Below are 15,595 nucleotides of genomic sequence, written 5' to 3'. Positions count from 1 at the left end.
AGCAGGATTTGCAAGGATGTAGATTATGCTTATCCCAACAAAGGATTTTGTGCTTCGCAGAACCTGCATTTCTATGGGTATAAACTACATGCTGTATGTTCAATTTCTGGGGTTTTTCAGAGTTTTGATATTTCTCCCGCATCCGTTCACGACATCCACTACTTGCAAGATATAAAACTCCAAATGTCTGACTGTGTGTTACTTGGGGACAAAGGCTATTTGTCTCAAACCATCCAGTTAGACTTATTCAATGAGGTAAATATAGAATTAGAAACTCCTAAAAGGAGAAATCAAAAAGACTACAAGCCACAGTTTTATCAATTCAAAAAATATCGGAAAAGAATCGAAACGTTATTTTCCCAACTTTGTGACCAATTTATGATTAGAAGGAACTATGCCAAAACTTTTCAAGGTTTTAAAACCAGAATTTTGGCTAAAATTGCTACACTTACAACTATTCAATATCTGAATAAATTTCTTTTCGGCAGAAATATAAACAACCTGAAAATAAATCTCGCGTGATAATGCACTACGGGTTACTGTTACTATCATCCGACCTTTGTAGAAAGCTACTTCTTCACCACTGTCTATCTGTTCGAAATCAATCACAATTTTTCCGATATAACTTGTAAATTCGCAATGATCTCCTCCGTTTGTAACTTCGGAGGCATAAAAAGGCACTACATTTCCATCAATTACCAAACTAATAGAATGTTCTATATTAGTTCCAACAAAATAACTGGTAGTGAATCCGGTAAAGATATAATTTCCATTCTGAAGTTCATTTTTGTCAAGCGAAAAATAGCTTCCGCACCCGTCAAAAACTGGTTTTACATTAGAGTTTTCGTTAAAAACTGAAATGCCTGCACGATTTAATTTTTCGCCAACTGATATTTCCGTTGGTACATTTGAAAGAGTTTCCATTGGAGGAGCCAAGGTATCCATAATCACTGATGCAGTATCGCCCGGCATAATTTCAATAATTTCAGTTCCGTTTCCACTTCTCTTATCGAAGCAAAGAAAATTAACAATAAAAAAAATAGGAGAATGACTAATGCCCATATGACGCCATTGTTATTAGAAGATATAGGTTTGTTTTGCTTGTATTTTTCCACAATCTCTTTCAATTCCGGCAGATCATTAACCTCATACCCTACACCATGCTTGTAAATCTTTTTAAAACTCCAGCCACTTCTTACGCGATCTTCAAAACCTGCCAAATCAACATAGTAAAGTTGTCCATTATCATAATAGCCGTATTCCTGAATAGCAGGCTTTGGTGGTGGCGATGTTGCTTTCAGATTAATATGATAATCCTTCAGCGCAGCATTTAAATAAACTCTTTCTTCCACATTATCATAAACAAGCTTTACTTTTCTGTTAGCATACTGCGATATAGGAAGCGTAGCTGGGGTTTTTTCAACAAATTGGCCATTTTCTGCAAATATTCTTGCTCCGGATGGTGTACTGTCTATGTAAAAATATGCTCCACTAGCTGATTTACCGCTTGAGCCCAGAAAAATATTGTATTCACTTTCGCTCCGGTTCAGGTAGAACGATTTTTCATTTTCATTAAACTTTACCGTAATTTTCTTGGAAGCGTAGGTGTCCTTGTCCAGCTTGAGCGGAGTGGTGCCAAGATGTGATCCATCTCCCAAATAAACATCAGCAATAGGTGGTGTGGAATTAATTACAAAATCATTTCCCGATGATACAGTTTTTTTTACTTTCGGTTTATATTCTGATACAGATTCTTGCGATCGGGTTGATTTTATTCCTGCAGAGCTGTAGAGTTTTGGAACTTCTCTTTTCGATGAAATATTGTTCGAAAAAAGATGATCCAGATAAAAATTCAGCGATGGGCGGTTAAGCTGCCGAAGCCTGCTTACTAACCGTGATTGCTGCGGTGCTTCTAAATCTTTCGCCCTAAAAAGGAAGTTATCTCCATCATAAAATCCACCCTGATTTGGGTTCGTCCAGAGTTTCTTATCACATTTCAAGACTTCCAGCGCAGTAAGAATAAGCCAAAAAGAAAAACGGTCGATTTCGGGATTAAATTCTTGCTTCGTTCTTCGCGGATGCTGAAACGAGCTGTGGCCGGTTTCTGTTGCTTTTTGACCGGTAATAGTCGGTACGAACATTGCATCATAATCTACCAGCTTCAGTGTGGGATTGATGCCGCTGCCTTCTACTAAAACATTTCCTGACTGAATATCGCCATGTGCAATGTTTTTGGATTCCAAATCCTGGCTGAGTTCTACGATTTTCTTCTGCAGATTTTCCAGCATTGTATTATCGTGCAGGATACCACTCACAAAATCATTGAGCTTCTTTCCTGCACTCCATTCCATAAGGATAGCGGGATAAGATCTTCCCATCACGCTGACACCGGTGGTAAAAACCTGGCTTTTGCAGAGCCAGGGTGCGCTGATGCCCTCCAGAAATTCATTGATACGGACAACGCGCTGTATGTTTCCCGCATCTCCATTTTTAAGGAAAACGCGCAGGGCATAATGTTTCCCGCTGCTTACATCTCTAATCTTGTAAATTGCAGCATACGCTCCGGAACCGTGGTTGAAAATCTTAATCGGCGCATTCTGCGAAGTAATGAATTCATAATTTCCGCTGAAGTTTAGTGCGCTTCTTCCGCGCTTTTTAAACTCTATTTCATACTCCGTAAGGCTGGGGTACTGTATCATTTCTTACTTTCAGATTCTGCGTTGTCCTGTTTGCTTTGTTCTTTCTTTTGGCTTTCAGCTGTGGTTGCTACATCTGTCTTTTTCTCGGCTGTTTCCTCGCCCTTCTTAGATTCGGTTTTTTCAGCAGGTTTTTTTTCATCAGTAGATGTGCTTTTGCGGTTGGTTTCTTCTGGTCCCTTTGCTTTTTCCCCATCTCTTCTAGTGGAATTGTTTTCGCTTACAATATCCTTGCTTCTGGTTTTAGCCGCTTCAGTTTTCGAAGTTTCTTCTTTCTCCCTTATCTCACTCTCATACTCTATAGTTCCTGGATTTTCAGTAGTAGAATTTTCCCTCCTCTCGTTTTCTGCAGGAACTCTGTTCTGCTCTTTCACACTCTCTATCGTTGCTGTGTTTTCTGTCGGTTTTCCATCTTTTTTAATAAGTAAATTTTTTAGCAATAGAAAACTGAGCGCACTTAATGCCAATAGCAAAGAAATTGTTGCAACAGCTAAGGCTGCGGTTAGCTTTTTCCTTAAATTTTCCAATTCGCTTCTTAGGCGGTTTTCGTTTTGAGATGATGCAAGGCTTTGGTTCAAACTTGTAATCTGCAGGCTCAGTTGCACCAGTTGCTGCTGTATTTGTTTCATTTCTTCTGGTGTTAGTTCATTATTCGGATCAATTATTACGACATTTGAGTCTTCTTTGGGAAATTTAAAATCTGCTTTCGGTAAGAATTCTGTGAGGCGGTCTGCTTTTTCAGGTTCCAAAATCATCAGTGTGATGTCGTCTTCCTCCAGCTCTTTAGCGTCCCATTTTTTAATGATGAAATCAAAGAATTTCTCATAATTTTCAAGCTCGGTAAGTGCTGTCAGGGAATGGGGATTGCGGAAGATGTAGCGGGCAATAGCATCGGTGGCCAGTAAAAGTCTGTGGCCAGGCTTCAGGCGAATTTCTCCGGTATTAAACAGCTCCGGCTTGATTTCTCCCTTTTTAATTCTGGAGGTTCCGATGAATCCTTTATCCTTGTCGAGAGCTTCAATCGTGTTGAAGGGATAAGACAACACCTGATTTTCACTAATTATAAAAAAGCATACATCGCCGGAGGATATGAACCTCACCAGCTGATCCTGAATGCTCAGCCCTAAAAAAGTGGAAAATGCGCCTTCCTGCCTTTTCCGTAGATCCAGTACCTTTAAAGCAGGGTCCGTCTGCTCAGGGAATTCAATTGATGAAAATTCTTTTTCAAGATTTTGGAGCAAATTCAATAGCACATTTTCGTTAAAATCTGGGTTTTCTTGGAAGCCCTTCACCAGAATATCCGCCCAAATTTCTGAGCGGTAGCCCTGTGTAGCCCCGTCAGCAATGCTGTAAATTCCATTCTGTAAATCAATTGAATACTTGTCCTGAATATTTTCAAAACATTCAGCCGTGCGTTTATGTAGCTGAAAAATCTTCGCTTCCATCTGTTATAGCGGATTACTTCCAATGTTTAGGAAGTCCAGCAGATTTTTCGCGCTTCCGTTATAAACATAGCCTTTCGAGCCGTTTACCACATTATACCCCATATTGGCAGCCATCTGCACCATAAATGGATTCAATGGTGTGGAAAGGTCAAACAATAGGTTGGCAAACTGGTTCATATTCCGTAAATGCGATGGAAAAAGGATGCTGTCCCCGCCCATATTGCCAATGTGGATGTTGAAAATATTGGTGCCTCCGTAATTTGTTGAAAGCATCTTCAAGCTTTCGGCGACATTGCGCAGATTGCTAAAGTTGTAGCTCCCGTCATCTGTGGGGACCCCGTCAGAAATGTTGATAACAATCGGCGGATGACAATCCCTGTGATTACCCCAGTTAATCCACGCCTCGCAGATTCTGTAGGCATTCTCAAAGGCTTTCGTCATCGGTGTATCCTGTCCCGCCTTTGGCCGGATCCAGATTGGGATACCGTCACGCTCACCCACAGCCTGCGGGAAAACTTCAGAAATCGGTACCACCCATCTGTCCTGCAGTGTGCCTTCCCACGCAGGCTCTACAACACTAATCTGCGAGCCATAGCCTACCACCGCGAGCTCGAATCTGTTTTTCAATTCTCCTGTAGCATCGTAGCATTTTAAGCCTGTTTCAAAAATAATCTCGTTAATAGCATCCGCCAACTTCTGAGCCTTATTATTGGTGTCTAATGCTTCCCCCATTGAGTAGCTCTGATCAAGCAAATAGACAATTAGGCAAGGATATGCGCTGCTGATTTGTAAGGTTTCTATATTGTACATAGTATTTTGATTTAATTTTTACCATAAAGCCGGCTGGGATCGAACTCTTTTGAACAGCGGGCAGTATTATTATTGGGGTTTTGATAATTTTGCTTTTTGTTTTTACTTGCTAAAAACCAGATTAATGTACCTATTGCCAGAAGCGCTAACGGAATAAGGAGAAAGGCAAAATTAAAGTCTCCGGAGCTTTTGGCGTGTCTTGCTGCATTATTCATACCCGGTATATAATCTGGGTATCTTGGTTTCCAGGTACCATCCTCCTGCATTACATGAGTAGAATCTATAGGAACTACAGTGTAGAAGGGGATTTTACCTTTATGTGGATCTATCGCTTTCATCCAGTCAGGCTCCGGATTAGTTTTTGTTGCGACAGAAATATTCTGGGTTTCTCTTCTCACTTCCTCTGCTAATTTCTCAAACTTTTCGGCATGGCTTTGAAATTTAGGCATCGGTTGTGCCGGAACTGATAAATCCGGCATGGGCATAGGTTCTGATTCCGTTGGCGCAGAATTCTCAATGAAAACTCTTGTATCTATTTCGGGTATCGTTATTGTCGGATTACTGTGTTGTGCTTTTGCTGCAAGGCTAAAGAGTAAAACGAATGATGCGAGCTTTAGCTGTAAAAGAATATTTTTCATATATTTTATTAAATTTTACATTAACTTTTACCATATAGTTGATTAGGATCATTGAATTCTTTATTTTTTACCTGCGGGTTTGGTGTAAGCTGCTGTGGTGGCTGGTATTTGCTGTTTTGCAAGTTATTATTTGTTTGATTTTGGAAATTTACATTTGCTTGCTGCTGCGGTGCATTGTGTCCTCCGTTGTAAGCAAACGGGTTAGGCTGCGGAAGTTGCTGAGTGTTTATATTATAAGTTGTCCCAGTCTGCTGTTGCAGAACCTGTCCTGAATAATATCTGATATTAAAATTTGCAGACTGAACTAAGTAAATACCAAGACCCATTAAAAAAATTGCCACTCCAATTGATTGTCCAACTCTTCCGAAATCGTCCACAGGGATGTAAGGTCTGTCCACTAAACCCACTATTAATGACAGCAATCCTATACCAAAAAATCCTGCTAAAATCCATCCCGTAACTTTTTGTCCGCCAAAATATCTTTTAGGTTTTTCTGTCAATTTGGATGAAAATGCCAAAACGAGTAAACCGAAAATGAGGCCGCCCGTCCATAAAAAAAAGAGTGACCATCCAAAACCTATATAGCGTTTAGCGCCAACATATTTCGCAATCACAATGCCGAGCACCAGCACCAGGATAATGCCAATCCAATAACCTAATTCGAAACTTGTCATAATTTAATCATTTTTGATTTTCAAAAATTAATTACTTCTCATTGCATCTATCAGCTTCTGGGTAGAAACTTTAATGAAATCCTCATAGGCCGCCTTGTCGTAAACTACAGTTCTTTCAGCATATACAGTGGGTTCACCCTTTTTATAGGCCTTCTGCATCCCCATCAGCTCCTGCTTGCTTGGCACCAATGCTGCATATAGGCATCCATCCGTGCAAGGCGTGAAATTGAACTTATACGCGCCGGCAAACTCGTTGGTTTTCAGGATTACAACTTTATACTCAATATTGCTACCGTATTTTGTGATATCGTACGAGCCGGTTTTTTCCTCTGTAGAGCCTTCCTCGCGGTATTTATTCGTGGTATATTTCACGGTAGGATTGGTATCCAGCACCTCTATAATCAGGTCGGTATCCGATCTTTTGTAAAGATTCTCATAATTCGTTGCATTGTCCTTATTACTAAAAACCTGGTCGAAAAGTTTGCGGTCTCTCACCTGAAAACCGTTAGCAAGCAGCACCTTTTCAATGGTGGAGTAAACCATTTCATATTCATTGCTTTCGGCAAGTTTACTGATGCCCTGGCTTACCCGTACCACTACCTTTGGACTTTTATTTTTAGCTAAAAAAGTTCTCAACGATTGCGAAGTCTGGATTTCATCCGGCTTTTTTTCGATGAAAGAAATCTTAGCCACTTTTGCCTGTTGTGTAGCACAGGCTGCGAGGGTGAAGGCCGAAGCCACCGTGAAAATTAATTTTCTTATCATATTTATTGTTATGGGGTTTAATATTACGGCACAAAAAAGCGAGAGGCAAATCTCTGCTTATCTTGAAAGGCCGACCAAAGCCCAGAACAATAAACAGGAAAGCCACTCGCCATAAGGCAAGTGTGCTGCTTTCTGCGTGTTGTTCTTTGAATAAATTGGTCGTTTATCAAGACACAGCAAAAAAGTTCACACTTTTTTATCCGTTGAAGTATTGCAAATATACTTATTTCAAACACTTCTTTAATAAAAAAAGCAGGCTTTCCTGAGACTGATTTACTCTTCAAAATCTTTCCTACAAAATTATGGCGGCTTTACCATTTAATGGGGTTTTGCAATGTTGCAATTGAAATAAATTGATGAGTTGCTGCCGCATTTGCATCGCGCTGCTAATGTGTTAAGCAGAAAAAATACTTGAGGAGTTTCAAAAATTCATAAAAGCACTTGATGTCTTGTCACGCTGAGCGTGTAGAAATTAGTTGAGTATTAAAAGTTTAAAATTAATTTTTCACGCCAAAAGAACGCTTTGATATTGTTGAAATCCAAGATTCATTAGCTAAAGCAAAGGGTATATAAAATTTTAACAAATAACAACTTAGCAGATTGTGTCTAAATCCTCAAGTAGAAATTACAGCGAAAAATTTGCCAATTATAAAAAAAGTTATACATTTGCACCACCAAAAACGGAGACCCATAGTGTAACGGTAGCACACCAGATTTTGGTTCTGTTCGTCGGGGTTCGAATCCCTGTGGGTCTACAGACCATCCTTTAATTAGGATGGTTTTTTATTTTAGCACTGCATCTCATATGCTTATCGATTTCTCTGAAGATATTTTACCGGAATTAAAACCTGAAACAGAGTTTGAAGCTAAGGTGGTAGATTTTGTCGAAGATTGGTTCTTCTGGTCGAAAACTGTGCCGGTGAAAACTTCGGGCTCCACCGGTACGCCAAAGGTTTTTGAAGTGGAGAAAGCCAGGATGCTGAACTCCGCGCAAATGACCTGCGATTTTCTGGGCTTAGAGAAAGGCGATTCTGCGCTGCTGTGTCTGCCCATCGAATATATTTCCGGGAAGATGATGGTGGTGAGGGCCATCGAACGAGGGCTGAAACTTTTTGTGGTAAATCCTTCGTCCAAGCCGCTGGAAAATTTCAGGGGAAGAATTGATTTTGGCGCGATGACGCCCTTGCAGGTTGAAAATTCTCTCGATAAAATTCATCTCATCAAAAATCTAATCATAGGTGGTGCGGCAGTTTCGGAAAGGCTGAGGTATAAGATTCAAGAATCGAGAACCAAGAACCAGAAACCATTTTTTGACAACTACAAAGTAACGGAGCTTAAGGAAATTAGCGGAGAGCCATCAGCCAACGGCCATCAGCCAACTGCTGTTTACGAAACCTACGGGATGTCCGAAACTTTGTCGCACATTGCGCTGAAACAAATTGCGCCGGAAGCTCAGCATTATTTCAAAACCTTTGATGGTGTGGAAATTTCTACGGATGAGAGAGGCTGCCTGAGGATTTTCGCGCCAAAACTTAATGCGGAAATTCTTCAGACCAACGATTTGGTGGAAATCAAAAACGGGCGGGAATTTCGATTTTTGGGACGAATCGACAATGTCATAAATTCCGGCGGAGCGAAGATTTTTCCGGAACAGCTGGAAGCGCTGGCAAAAAAAGAAATCACCAACGAAATCGTATTTTTGGGAATGGAGGATGAGGTTTTCGGGCAGAAATTAATCGCCGTGATTGAAGGCAGGGAAAGCGAAAAATTAACCGAAATTATTTACAATTTGCCCTATGAAAAATCTTTCCACAAACCGAAGGAAATCGTTTTCATCCCGCAAATTCCACGGACACCAAATGGAAAGGTGGACAGAATCCAGCTTCGAAAAGCACTGCAATGAGAGATTTCGCCAAAGAATTGACCTATAAAACTTCGCGCAGCAGCGGAGCTGGCGGCCAGAATGTGAACAAGGTGGAAACTGCTGTGGCGGCGCTCTGGAAGGTGGAGGACAGCGCGTTTTTCAGCGAGGAGGAAAAAGTTTTAATTAAAACGAAGCTTGCCAACCGCATCAATTCTGAGGGAATTCTGCAGGTAAATGCTTCGGAAGCACGGACACAGCTTCAAAACAGGAAAATTGCCACGGAAAAAATTTTGGCTTTGGTGAATGCTGCCATCATAAAGAAAAAACCGAGAAAGAAAACGATGCCTTCCAAAGCGCAGATTGAGAAGCGGCTTTCGGCGAAAAAGAAAATTTCGGAGAAGAAGGAGAGCAGGAGGTTTAAGTTTTAAGTAAAAACTTCGCGTTTTTGCGTGCAGAATCGCCATTCATTTTCTAATCGCTATCTTAGCACAAAATAATTCATTATGAGCAAACCGATTACGGAGTTTATCGAGAAATATTACCTGCATTTCAATGCGGCAGCTTTGGTGGACGCCTCCAAAGGCTATGTGGCACACCTGAAAGACGGCGGCAAAATGCTGATCTCCCTTGCCGGAGCGATGTCTACCGCAGAACTTGGGAAGATTCTTGCCGAGATGATTCGCCAGGATAAAGTGGCGATTATTTCCTGCACAGGTGCCAATCTGGAAGAGGATTTGATGAACCTTGTGGCACACTCTCATTACGAAAGGGTGCCGCACTACAGAGACCTTACACCGCAGGAAGAGTGGGATCTTTTGGAGCGCGGGCTGAATCGTGTTACGGATACCTGCATACCTGAAGAGGAGGCCTTCCGCCGCCTGCAGAAGCACATCGTGGAAATCTGGAAGGATGCGGAGGCAAAAGGCGAGCGCTACTTCCCGCACGAATATATGTACAAAATGGTGCTGAGCGGCGTGCTGGAGCAGTATTACGAAATTCCGCGAGAAGATTCCTGGATGATTGCCGCTGCGGAGAAAAATTTACCGATTGTAGTTCCAGGCTGGGAAGATTCCACGATGGGAAATATTTTCGCGAGCTACTGCATCAAGGGCGAATTGAAGCCTTCTACAATGAAATCCGGGATTGAATATATGACATTCCTTGCCGACTGGTACCGTGAAAATTCTGGCGGAAAAGGCATCGGGTTCTTCCAGATTGGCGGCGGAATTGCCGGTGATTTCCCAATCTGCGTGGTGCCGATGCTGTATCAGGATTTGGAGATGCACGATGTGCCGTTCTGGTCGTACTTCTGTCAAATCTCGGATTCTACTACATCCTACGGCTCATATTCCGGCGCCGTTCCGAACGAGAAAATTACCTGGGGAAAGCTGGACATCAACACGCCGAAATTCATCGTGGAAAGCGATGCCACAATCTGCGCACCACTGATGTTCACTTATGTGCTTGAAAATTCGTAAGCTCAAATTTAGAAATTAGGAGATTGAGGAAATAAGAAATTGCCCGGCTATTTTGCTGGGCAATTTTTATGATATCGAAGTAGTAAAAACTTGGCGGACAAACCTGCTAAGTTTCAATATTACACTTTAATAGATTACTTTCTCGCAACTATCTCTTCCTTGATTTTCTCTTCGATTTCTTCGGAAAGCTCAGGGTTGTCGCGCAGCACATCTTTCACGGCATCACGGCCTTGCCCAAGCTTCGTGTCATCATAGGAGAACCACGAGCCGCTTTTCTTGATGATGCCCATATCCACCGCGGTGTCAAGGATTTCGCCAGATTTGGAAACGCCCTCGCCGTACATTATGTCGAACTCTGCCTGCTTGAAAGGCGGCGCCACCTTATTCTTCACGATTTTCACTTTCACGCGGCTGCCTATGGCTTCGTCGCCGTTTTTAATCGGCTGGCTTGCCTTCCGGATGTCGATGCGTACGGAGGAGTAAAATTTCAGCGCATTACCGCCTGTTGTAGTTTCCGGATTGCCGAACATCACGCCGATTTTTTCACGAAGCTGGTTGATGAAAATCACGGTGCATTTCGTGCGAGAAATCGTGCCGGTAAGTTTCCTCAAGGCCTGAGACATCAGCCTTGCGTGAAGCCCAACCTTGGAATCGCCCATCTCACCTTCTATCTCAGCCTTCGGCGTAAGGGCAGCCACGGAATCGATTACCACGATGTCAATTGCGCCGGAACGGATCAGGTTGTCGGCAATTTCTAAGGCCTGCTCACCATTATCCGGCTGAGAAATAATCAGGTCTTCCAGGTTGATGCCAAGCTTCGCGGCGTAGCTTCTGTCAAAAGCGTGCTCCGCATCGATGAATGCCGCTATGCCGCCCTGCTTCTGCGCTTCTGCGATGGCGTGCAGCGTAAGCGTGGTTTTACCGGAGGATTCCGGGCCGTAGATCTCGATGATCCTGCCTTTCGGATAGCCGCCTACACCAAGCGCAATATCAAGGCCGAGCGAACCGGAGGGAATTACTTCGATGGAAGTATCCACAGATTCGTCACCCAGCGTCATCACCGTACCTTTGCCATAAGTTTTATCGAGTTTCTCAAGCACTAAGGATAGCGCTTTTTTCTTGTCTTCTGCTGTGCTCATTTTATCCTTAAATATTCACAAAATTATAAAAAAATGAAGAGATATGCGGTGATATTTTTAATGGGGGAAACTTTTATCAAGCATTTTCTGGGAAGGAAATTTTAATTAAATTTGTGAAGTTTAAAAACTGTTCTCTATGTCGGCTACAGAAATCAGATCCATCGGGGTACTTACCTCCGGCGGCGATGCGCCCGGAATGAATGCGGCGATCCGTGCTGTGGTGCGTACCGCACATTATTTCAAGATTGATTGCTACGGCGTTCGTGAAGGGTATAACGGCCTGATAAAGGATACCTTCACGAAAATGGGCCCACGCTCTGTGAGCAACATTATCAACCTTGGGGGAACGATTCTAAAATCGGCACGGTCGGCAGATTTTAAAACTAAGGAGGGAAGACAAAAGGCCTTCGAGAATTGCCAGAAAAGAAATATCGACGGGCTCATCTGCATCGGTGGTGACGGAACCTTCACCGGTGCGCAGCTTTTTTCGGAAGAAACAGGCATCAAGGTGATAGGTGTGCCGGGAACCATCGACAATGATATTTTCGGAACAGATTATACGATAGGCTACGATACTGCGCTGAATACCGCGATGGATGCCATCGACAAAATCCGTGATACGGCCACTTCTCACAACCGCGTTTTCTTTGTGGAAGTAATGGGTAGGGATGCTGGCTTTATCGCCCTGAATTCCGGAATTGCTACCGGCGCTGTGGATATTTTGATCCCGGAAGAAACAGACAGCATCGATGAGATGTTTGAAACATTTGACAAAGCTGCTAAACGGGGGAAAAACTCCAGCATCGTGGTGGTGGCAGAGGGTGAAAAGCTCGGCAATGTTTATGAACTGGCACGCATTACCAAGCAGCACTACCCAAATTATGACATCCGCATCTCCGTGCTGGGGCACATCCAGAGGGGCGGCAGGCCTAGCTGCGCCGACCGCGTTCTGGCAAGCCGCCTAGGCTACGGCGCGGTAAAGGGACTTATGGAGGGGCAATCTCGCGTAATGGCAGGAATACAGTCCAACAAGCTGGTTTTCACGCCTATTGCTGAAGCCATCAAAAAACATAACGACCTGGATCCGGAGCTCAAACTCATTTCCGAGGTTCTGGCTCTTTAAAGTTTAAAACCATTAAACCAATTAAATTTAATATTATGTCAACAATCAAAGTAGGTATCAACGGTTTCGGAAGAATCGGGCGCCTGGTTTTCCGTGCGATGACGGAGCGCGAAAACATCGAAGTGGTAGGCATCAATGACCTTATCGATGCGGAGTATATGGCTTATATGCTGAAGTACGACTCTGTGCACGGCAAATTCTGCGGCGAAGTTTCCGTGGAAGGTAATGACCTTGTAGTGAACGGCAAGAGAATCCGTGTGACGGCAGAGAAAGACCCGAACAACCTGAAGTGGAACGAAATCGGCGCGGAGTACATCGTGGAATCTACAGGGCTTTTCCTGGATAAGGAAAAAGCCTCTGCCCACCTGAATGCAGGCGCGAAAAAAGTAGTGCTTTCCGCACCTTCCAAAGACGATACGCCAATGTTCGTAATGGGCGTGAACCACAAGGAGCTTACCGATGATGTGAAAATCTTCTCGAACGCATCCTGCACCACGAACTGTCTTGCACCGGTTGCCAAAGTGCTTCACGATAAATTCGGCATCGCGGAAGGCCTGATGACTACGGTGCACGCTACCACTGCTACGCAAAAAACTGTGGACGGCCCTTCAATGAAGGACTGGAGAGGTGGCCGCGCTGCAAGCGTGAACATCATCCCTTCTTCCACGGGTGCTGCAAAGGCTGTAGGCAAAGTAATCCCATCGCTGAACGGCAAACTCACAGGGATGTCTTTCCGCGTGCCTACGGTAGATGTTTCCGTGGTGGACCTTACGGCAAGGCTTGAAAACCCAACAACTTACGAAGAAATCTGCGCTGCGATGAAGGAGGCTTCCGAGGGCGAACTGAAAGGCATCCTGGGCTACACTGAAGAATTGGTGGTTTCTCAGGATTTCGTGGGCGATAAGAGAACTTCCATCTTCGATAAAGATGCCGGCATTATGCTTTCGCCAACTTTCGTGAAAGTAGTATCCTGGTACGATAACGAAATGGGCTACTCCAACAAGCTTGTGGATCTGCTGGAATATTCTTCCACGCTGTAAAATTTTAAAGCCGAACTTTTTTAAGCCTTCCACATTGGAGGGCTTTTTTCTTAATCAGCCGCTGACAGGGGTTTGGCAAAAAGTCCGGCTAATACTCTTCAAAAAATAAATCAGCCACCTACTGTAAGTGGCTGATTTCAGTGTGGCCCAGCTTGGGCTCGAACCAAGGACTTGCTGATTATGAGTCAGCTACTCTAACCAACTGAGTTACAAGGCCATAAGTGAATGTCTGTCTCCACGACACTCACTTTTGAGTTTGCAAAAATAAGAATTTTTTTATTTTCAAACCTATTTATTTTCGCAAAAAAGTATTTTCATCCAAAAAAAGTATTTTTGTAGAATGAATGAAAATAACCGCCAGAGAAAGATCGCACAGATCATCCAGGAAGATTTCTCGGAACTCTTCAGAAAGCAGTCCGCCGATAGCCCTCATAATTTGCTGATTACCGTATCGGATGTGCGAGTAACTGCCGACCTTGGCATTGCGAAAATCTACCTCAGCGTATTCCCGCCGGAATTTCGGGAGCCGATCATGAAAGAAATAGACCTGAATAAGCCCCAGTACAGGAACTTCCTGGGGCAGAAGATGGCTAGGCAGGTGCGCACGATCCCCAACCTGCAATTTTATCTGGATACTTCGCTGGACGATGTGGAGCGCCTGGAGCGCGAGCTGAAGGGGGAAGGCGACAATCCGAAACTCTGATCCCGTGGCGAAAACTTCCCTGCACATAGCGCGCCGCTACCTCATCTCCAAAAAAGGGAGCACCGCCGTTACTTTCATCACCTGGCTGGCTGCGTTTGCAATGATGACGGCTGCCGCAGCAATGTTCATCATTCTCTCCGTATTTTCGGGATTGGAGGATATGAACCGGGATCTTATTGCCAACCTACACGCTGATCTTACAATTTCATCCGCAAGCGGCAAGAGGCTGAAAAACATTAACACCACAGAAAACTTAATCCGGAGCCACCGGGAAATCGCCGCCTACTCCAAAATCATCGAGGAAAAAGTAGTGGTATCATACGGGGAGGTTTCCGAAATTGCCTACCTGCGCGCGGTAGATTCTGCATATACCACGGTGAACCCGATAAACAGGGAGGTCTTCTTTGGAAAGTATCCGGATTTTACTTACACCAATGAGGTTCTTATTGAAAACAGCCTGGACAACCGCCTGCGCCTGCCCGTGGGCGAGACGGAAGACTACGCCTATATTTATATGGCAAAGCCGGGCGTGGGGATTATCACCAGGGAGGAAGATATTTTCAATAAAAAAGAAATTTACGCCTCAGGAGTTTTTGCAGGAAAAGACCAGCTGAACAGCTACCTTATAGCCCCCATAGATCTCGCGCAGGAACTTCTGGACCTCCCACCGGAAGCCGCTTACCAAATTGTCATCAAATTAAAAGACCCAAAGAAGGCGGATGCCGTGAAGCAAAATCTTGCTGCAAAACTCGGAAAAAACTTCATCATCAAAACAAAGGAGGAGGAAAATTCCGCATTCTGGAAAATGATAAACACAGAGAAAATGATTATCTATCTTATCTTTTCCCTTGTGATATTCATCACCACATTCAACCTGGCCGGGGCTATCATCATCCTCCAGCTCGATAAAAGTGAGCAGGCACGCGCCCTCTCTGCAATAGGATTTTCCGCAAAAGATTTAAGGCAAATCTATTTCTACACAGGGCTGCTGATAGTATTTGCGGGCCTGGCGGCTGGCCTGGTGCTCGGTACGCTGATCTGCTGGCTGCAGATAGAGACGGGCTTTTTCAAGGCCACCGCAGAATTGCCGTTTCCGGTGAGAATTCGGCCTGTAAATTACTTTACGGTTGCAGCGGTATCAGCCTTTTTTGGCTTGCTAGTTTCCCACATATTTTCAAAACCGAAAGTGCGGAATACTGTTTACTAAGGATTTAATATTT

Annotated in this window: 15 protein-coding genes and 2 tRNA genes; 9 read left to right on the top strand and 8 right to left on the bottom strand. The window is 43.7% G+C overall.

Features of this window, described 5'->3' with window-relative positions; all coding sequences use genetic code 11:
- Positions 1–522: IS982 family transposase (locus tag BUB43_RS05155; RefSeq protein WP_143154039.1), on the top strand; the 522-nt coding region annotated here is incomplete at its 5' end.
- Positions 523–947: 425 nt separating this feature from the next.
- Here the strand turns inward: BUB43_RS05155 and BUB43_RS05145 are convergent.
- Genes BUB43_RS05145 through BUB43_RS05120 form a run of 6 tightly spaced genes read right to left on the bottom strand, consistent with a single transcriptional unit; the run spans position 948 to position 7,028 of the window.
- Positions 948–2,699 carry a protein kinase domain-containing protein gene (locus tag BUB43_RS05145; RefSeq protein WP_073178948.1) on the bottom strand — a complete coding sequence of 584 codons (1,752 nt, stop codon included), beginning with the start codon at positions 2,697–2,699 and terminating at the stop codon, positions 948–950.
- Complete coding sequence (locus tag BUB43_RS05140; RefSeq protein WP_073178946.1) at positions 2,696–4,141, bottom strand: hypothetical protein; 1,446 nt, start codon at positions 4,139–4,141, stop codon at positions 2,696–2,698. Before BUB43_RS05140 ends, BUB43_RS05145 begins: the two co-directional genes overlap by 4 nt.
- A 3-nt stretch (positions 4,142–4,144) precedes the next feature.
- On the bottom strand, positions 4,145–4,951 hold the full coding sequence (locus tag BUB43_RS05135; protein ID WP_143154038.1) for a vWA domain-containing protein: 807 nt from the start codon (positions 4,949–4,951) through the stop codon (positions 4,145–4,147).
- 11 nt (positions 4,952–4,962) lie between these two features.
- A complete protein-coding gene (locus tag BUB43_RS05130) occupies positions 4,963–5,589 on the bottom strand; it encodes a hypothetical protein (protein ID WP_073178942.1) in 627 nt (208 codons plus the stop codon).
- A gap of 20 nt (positions 5,590–5,609) precedes the next feature.
- Complete coding sequence (locus tag BUB43_RS05125) at positions 5,610–6,263, bottom strand: hypothetical protein (RefSeq protein ID WP_073178941.1); 654 nt, start codon at positions 6,261–6,263, stop codon at positions 5,610–5,612.
- A gap of 27 nt (positions 6,264–6,290) precedes the next feature.
- Complete coding sequence (locus BUB43_RS05120) at positions 6,291–7,028, bottom strand: hypothetical protein (RefSeq protein WP_073178940.1); 738 nt, start codon at positions 7,026–7,028, stop codon at positions 6,291–6,293.
- Positions 7,029–7,712: 684 nt separating this feature from the next.
- Between BUB43_RS05120 and BUB43_RS05115 the strand changes: the two genes are divergently transcribed.
- The 4 genes from BUB43_RS05115 to BUB43_RS05100 all read left to right on the top strand — a co-directional run bounded on the left by BUB43_RS05115 (position 7,713) and on the right by BUB43_RS05100 (position 10,370).
- Positions 7,713–7,783 (top strand) — tRNA-Gln (locus BUB43_RS05115).
- 50 nt (positions 7,784–7,833) lie between these two features.
- Positions 7,834–8,931: an acyl-CoA synthetase family protein gene (locus tag BUB43_RS05110; protein ID WP_073178939.1), complete on the top strand. Its 1,098-nt coding sequence runs from the start codon at positions 7,834–7,836 to the stop codon at positions 8,929–8,931.
- A complete protein-coding gene (gene arfB / locus BUB43_RS05105; RefSeq protein WP_073178938.1) occupies positions 8,928–9,320 on the top strand; it encodes an alternative ribosome rescue aminoacyl-tRNA hydrolase ArfB in 393 nt (130 codons plus the stop codon). Before BUB43_RS05110 ends, arfB begins: the two co-directional genes overlap by 4 nt.
- Positions 9,321–9,395: 75 nt before the next feature.
- Positions 9,396–10,370, top strand: a complete 975-nt coding sequence (locus BUB43_RS05100) for a deoxyhypusine synthase family protein (protein WP_073178937.1) — start codon at positions 9,396–9,398, stop codon at positions 10,368–10,370.
- Positions 10,371–10,504: 134 nt separating this feature from the next.
- Here the strand turns inward: BUB43_RS05100 and recA are convergent, their stop codons facing one another.
- Complete coding sequence (gene recA, locus BUB43_RS05095; protein ID WP_073178936.1) at positions 10,505–11,509, bottom strand: recombinase RecA; 1,005 nt, start codon at positions 11,507–11,509, stop codon at positions 10,505–10,507.
- Positions 11,510–11,645: 136 nt separating this feature from the next.
- On the opposite strand from recA, the gene pfkA reads away from it, so the two are divergent.
- Positions 11,646–12,632 (top strand): 6-phosphofructokinase, encoded by a 987-nt coding sequence (pfkA, locus tag BUB43_RS05090; protein ID WP_073178935.1) that lies wholly within the window; start codon positions 11,646–11,648, stop codon positions 12,630–12,632.
- 35 nt (positions 12,633–12,667) lie between these two features.
- Entirely contained in the window at positions 12,668–13,672 is a 1,005-nt protein-coding gene (gene gap, locus BUB43_RS05085; protein ID WP_073178933.1) for a type I glyceraldehyde-3-phosphate dehydrogenase, read from the top strand.
- 143 nt (positions 13,673–13,815) lie between these two features.
- Here gap and BUB43_RS05080 read toward each other — a convergent pair.
- A tRNA-Ile gene (locus BUB43_RS05080) sits at positions 13,816–13,889 on the bottom strand.
- A 123-nt stretch (positions 13,890–14,012) separates the two neighbouring features.
- Between BUB43_RS05080 and rbfA the strand changes: the two genes are divergently transcribed.
- Entirely contained in the window at positions 14,013–14,375 is a 363-nt protein-coding gene (rbfA, locus tag BUB43_RS05075; RefSeq protein WP_073178931.1) for a 30S ribosome-binding factor RbfA, read from the top strand.
- A 4-nt stretch (positions 14,376–14,379) separates the two neighbouring features.
- Entirely contained in the window at positions 14,380–15,582 is a 1,203-nt protein-coding gene (locus BUB43_RS05070; RefSeq protein ID WP_073178929.1) for an ABC transporter permease, read from the top strand.
- Positions 15,583–15,595: the final 13 nt, after the last annotated feature.

It is taken from the genome of Cruoricaptor ignavus (assembly GCF_900141665.1).
GTDB lineage: Bacteria > Bacteroidota > Bacteroidia > Flavobacteriales > Weeksellaceae > Cruoricaptor > Cruoricaptor ignavus.
This window is presented reverse-complemented; position numbering and strand designations above follow the sequence as displayed.

Coding starts and splice junctions, on each gene's coding strand:
- gap (WP_073178933.1), top strand. CDS start 12,668: ATGTCAACAATCAAAGTAGGTATCAACGGTTTCGGAAGAATCGGGCGC.
- BUB43_RS05110 (WP_073178939.1), top strand. CDS start 7,834: ATGCTTATCGATTTCTCTGAAGATATTTTACCGGAATTAAAACCTGAA.
- BUB43_RS05135 (WP_143154038.1), bottom strand. CDS start 4,951: ATGTACAATATAGAAACCTTACAAATCAGCAGCGCATATCCTTGCCTA.
- BUB43_RS05145 (WP_073178948.1), bottom strand. CDS start 2,699: ATGATACAGTACCCCAGCCTTACGGAGTATGAAATAGAGTTTAAAAAG.
- pfkA (WP_073178935.1), top strand. CDS start 11,646: ATGTCGGCTACAGAAATCAGATCCATCGGGGTACTTACCTCCGGCGGC.
- arfB (WP_073178938.1), top strand. CDS start 8,928: ATGAGAGATTTCGCCAAAGAATTGACCTATAAAACTTCGCGCAGCAGC.
- BUB43_RS05120 (WP_073178940.1), bottom strand. CDS start 7,028: ATGATAAGAAAATTAATTTTCACGGTGGCTTCGGCCTTCACCCTCGCA.
- BUB43_RS05125 (WP_073178941.1), bottom strand. CDS start 6,263: ATGACAAGTTTCGAATTAGGTTATTGGATTGGCATTATCCTGGTGCTG.
- BUB43_RS05140 (WP_073178946.1), bottom strand. CDS start 4,141: ATGGAAGCGAAGATTTTTCAGCTACATAAACGCACGGCTGAATGTTTT.
- rbfA (WP_073178931.1), top strand. CDS start 14,013: ATGAATGAAAATAACCGCCAGAGAAAGATCGCACAGATCATCCAGGAA.
- BUB43_RS05130 (WP_073178942.1), bottom strand. CDS start 5,589: ATGAAAAATATTCTTTTACAGCTAAAGCTCGCATCATTCGTTTTACTC.
- recA (WP_073178936.1), bottom strand. CDS start 11,509: ATGAGCACAGCAGAAGACAAGAAAAAAGCGCTATCCTTAGTGCTTGAG.
- BUB43_RS05100 (WP_073178937.1), top strand. CDS start 9,396: ATGAGCAAACCGATTACGGAGTTTATCGAGAAATATTACCTGCATTTC.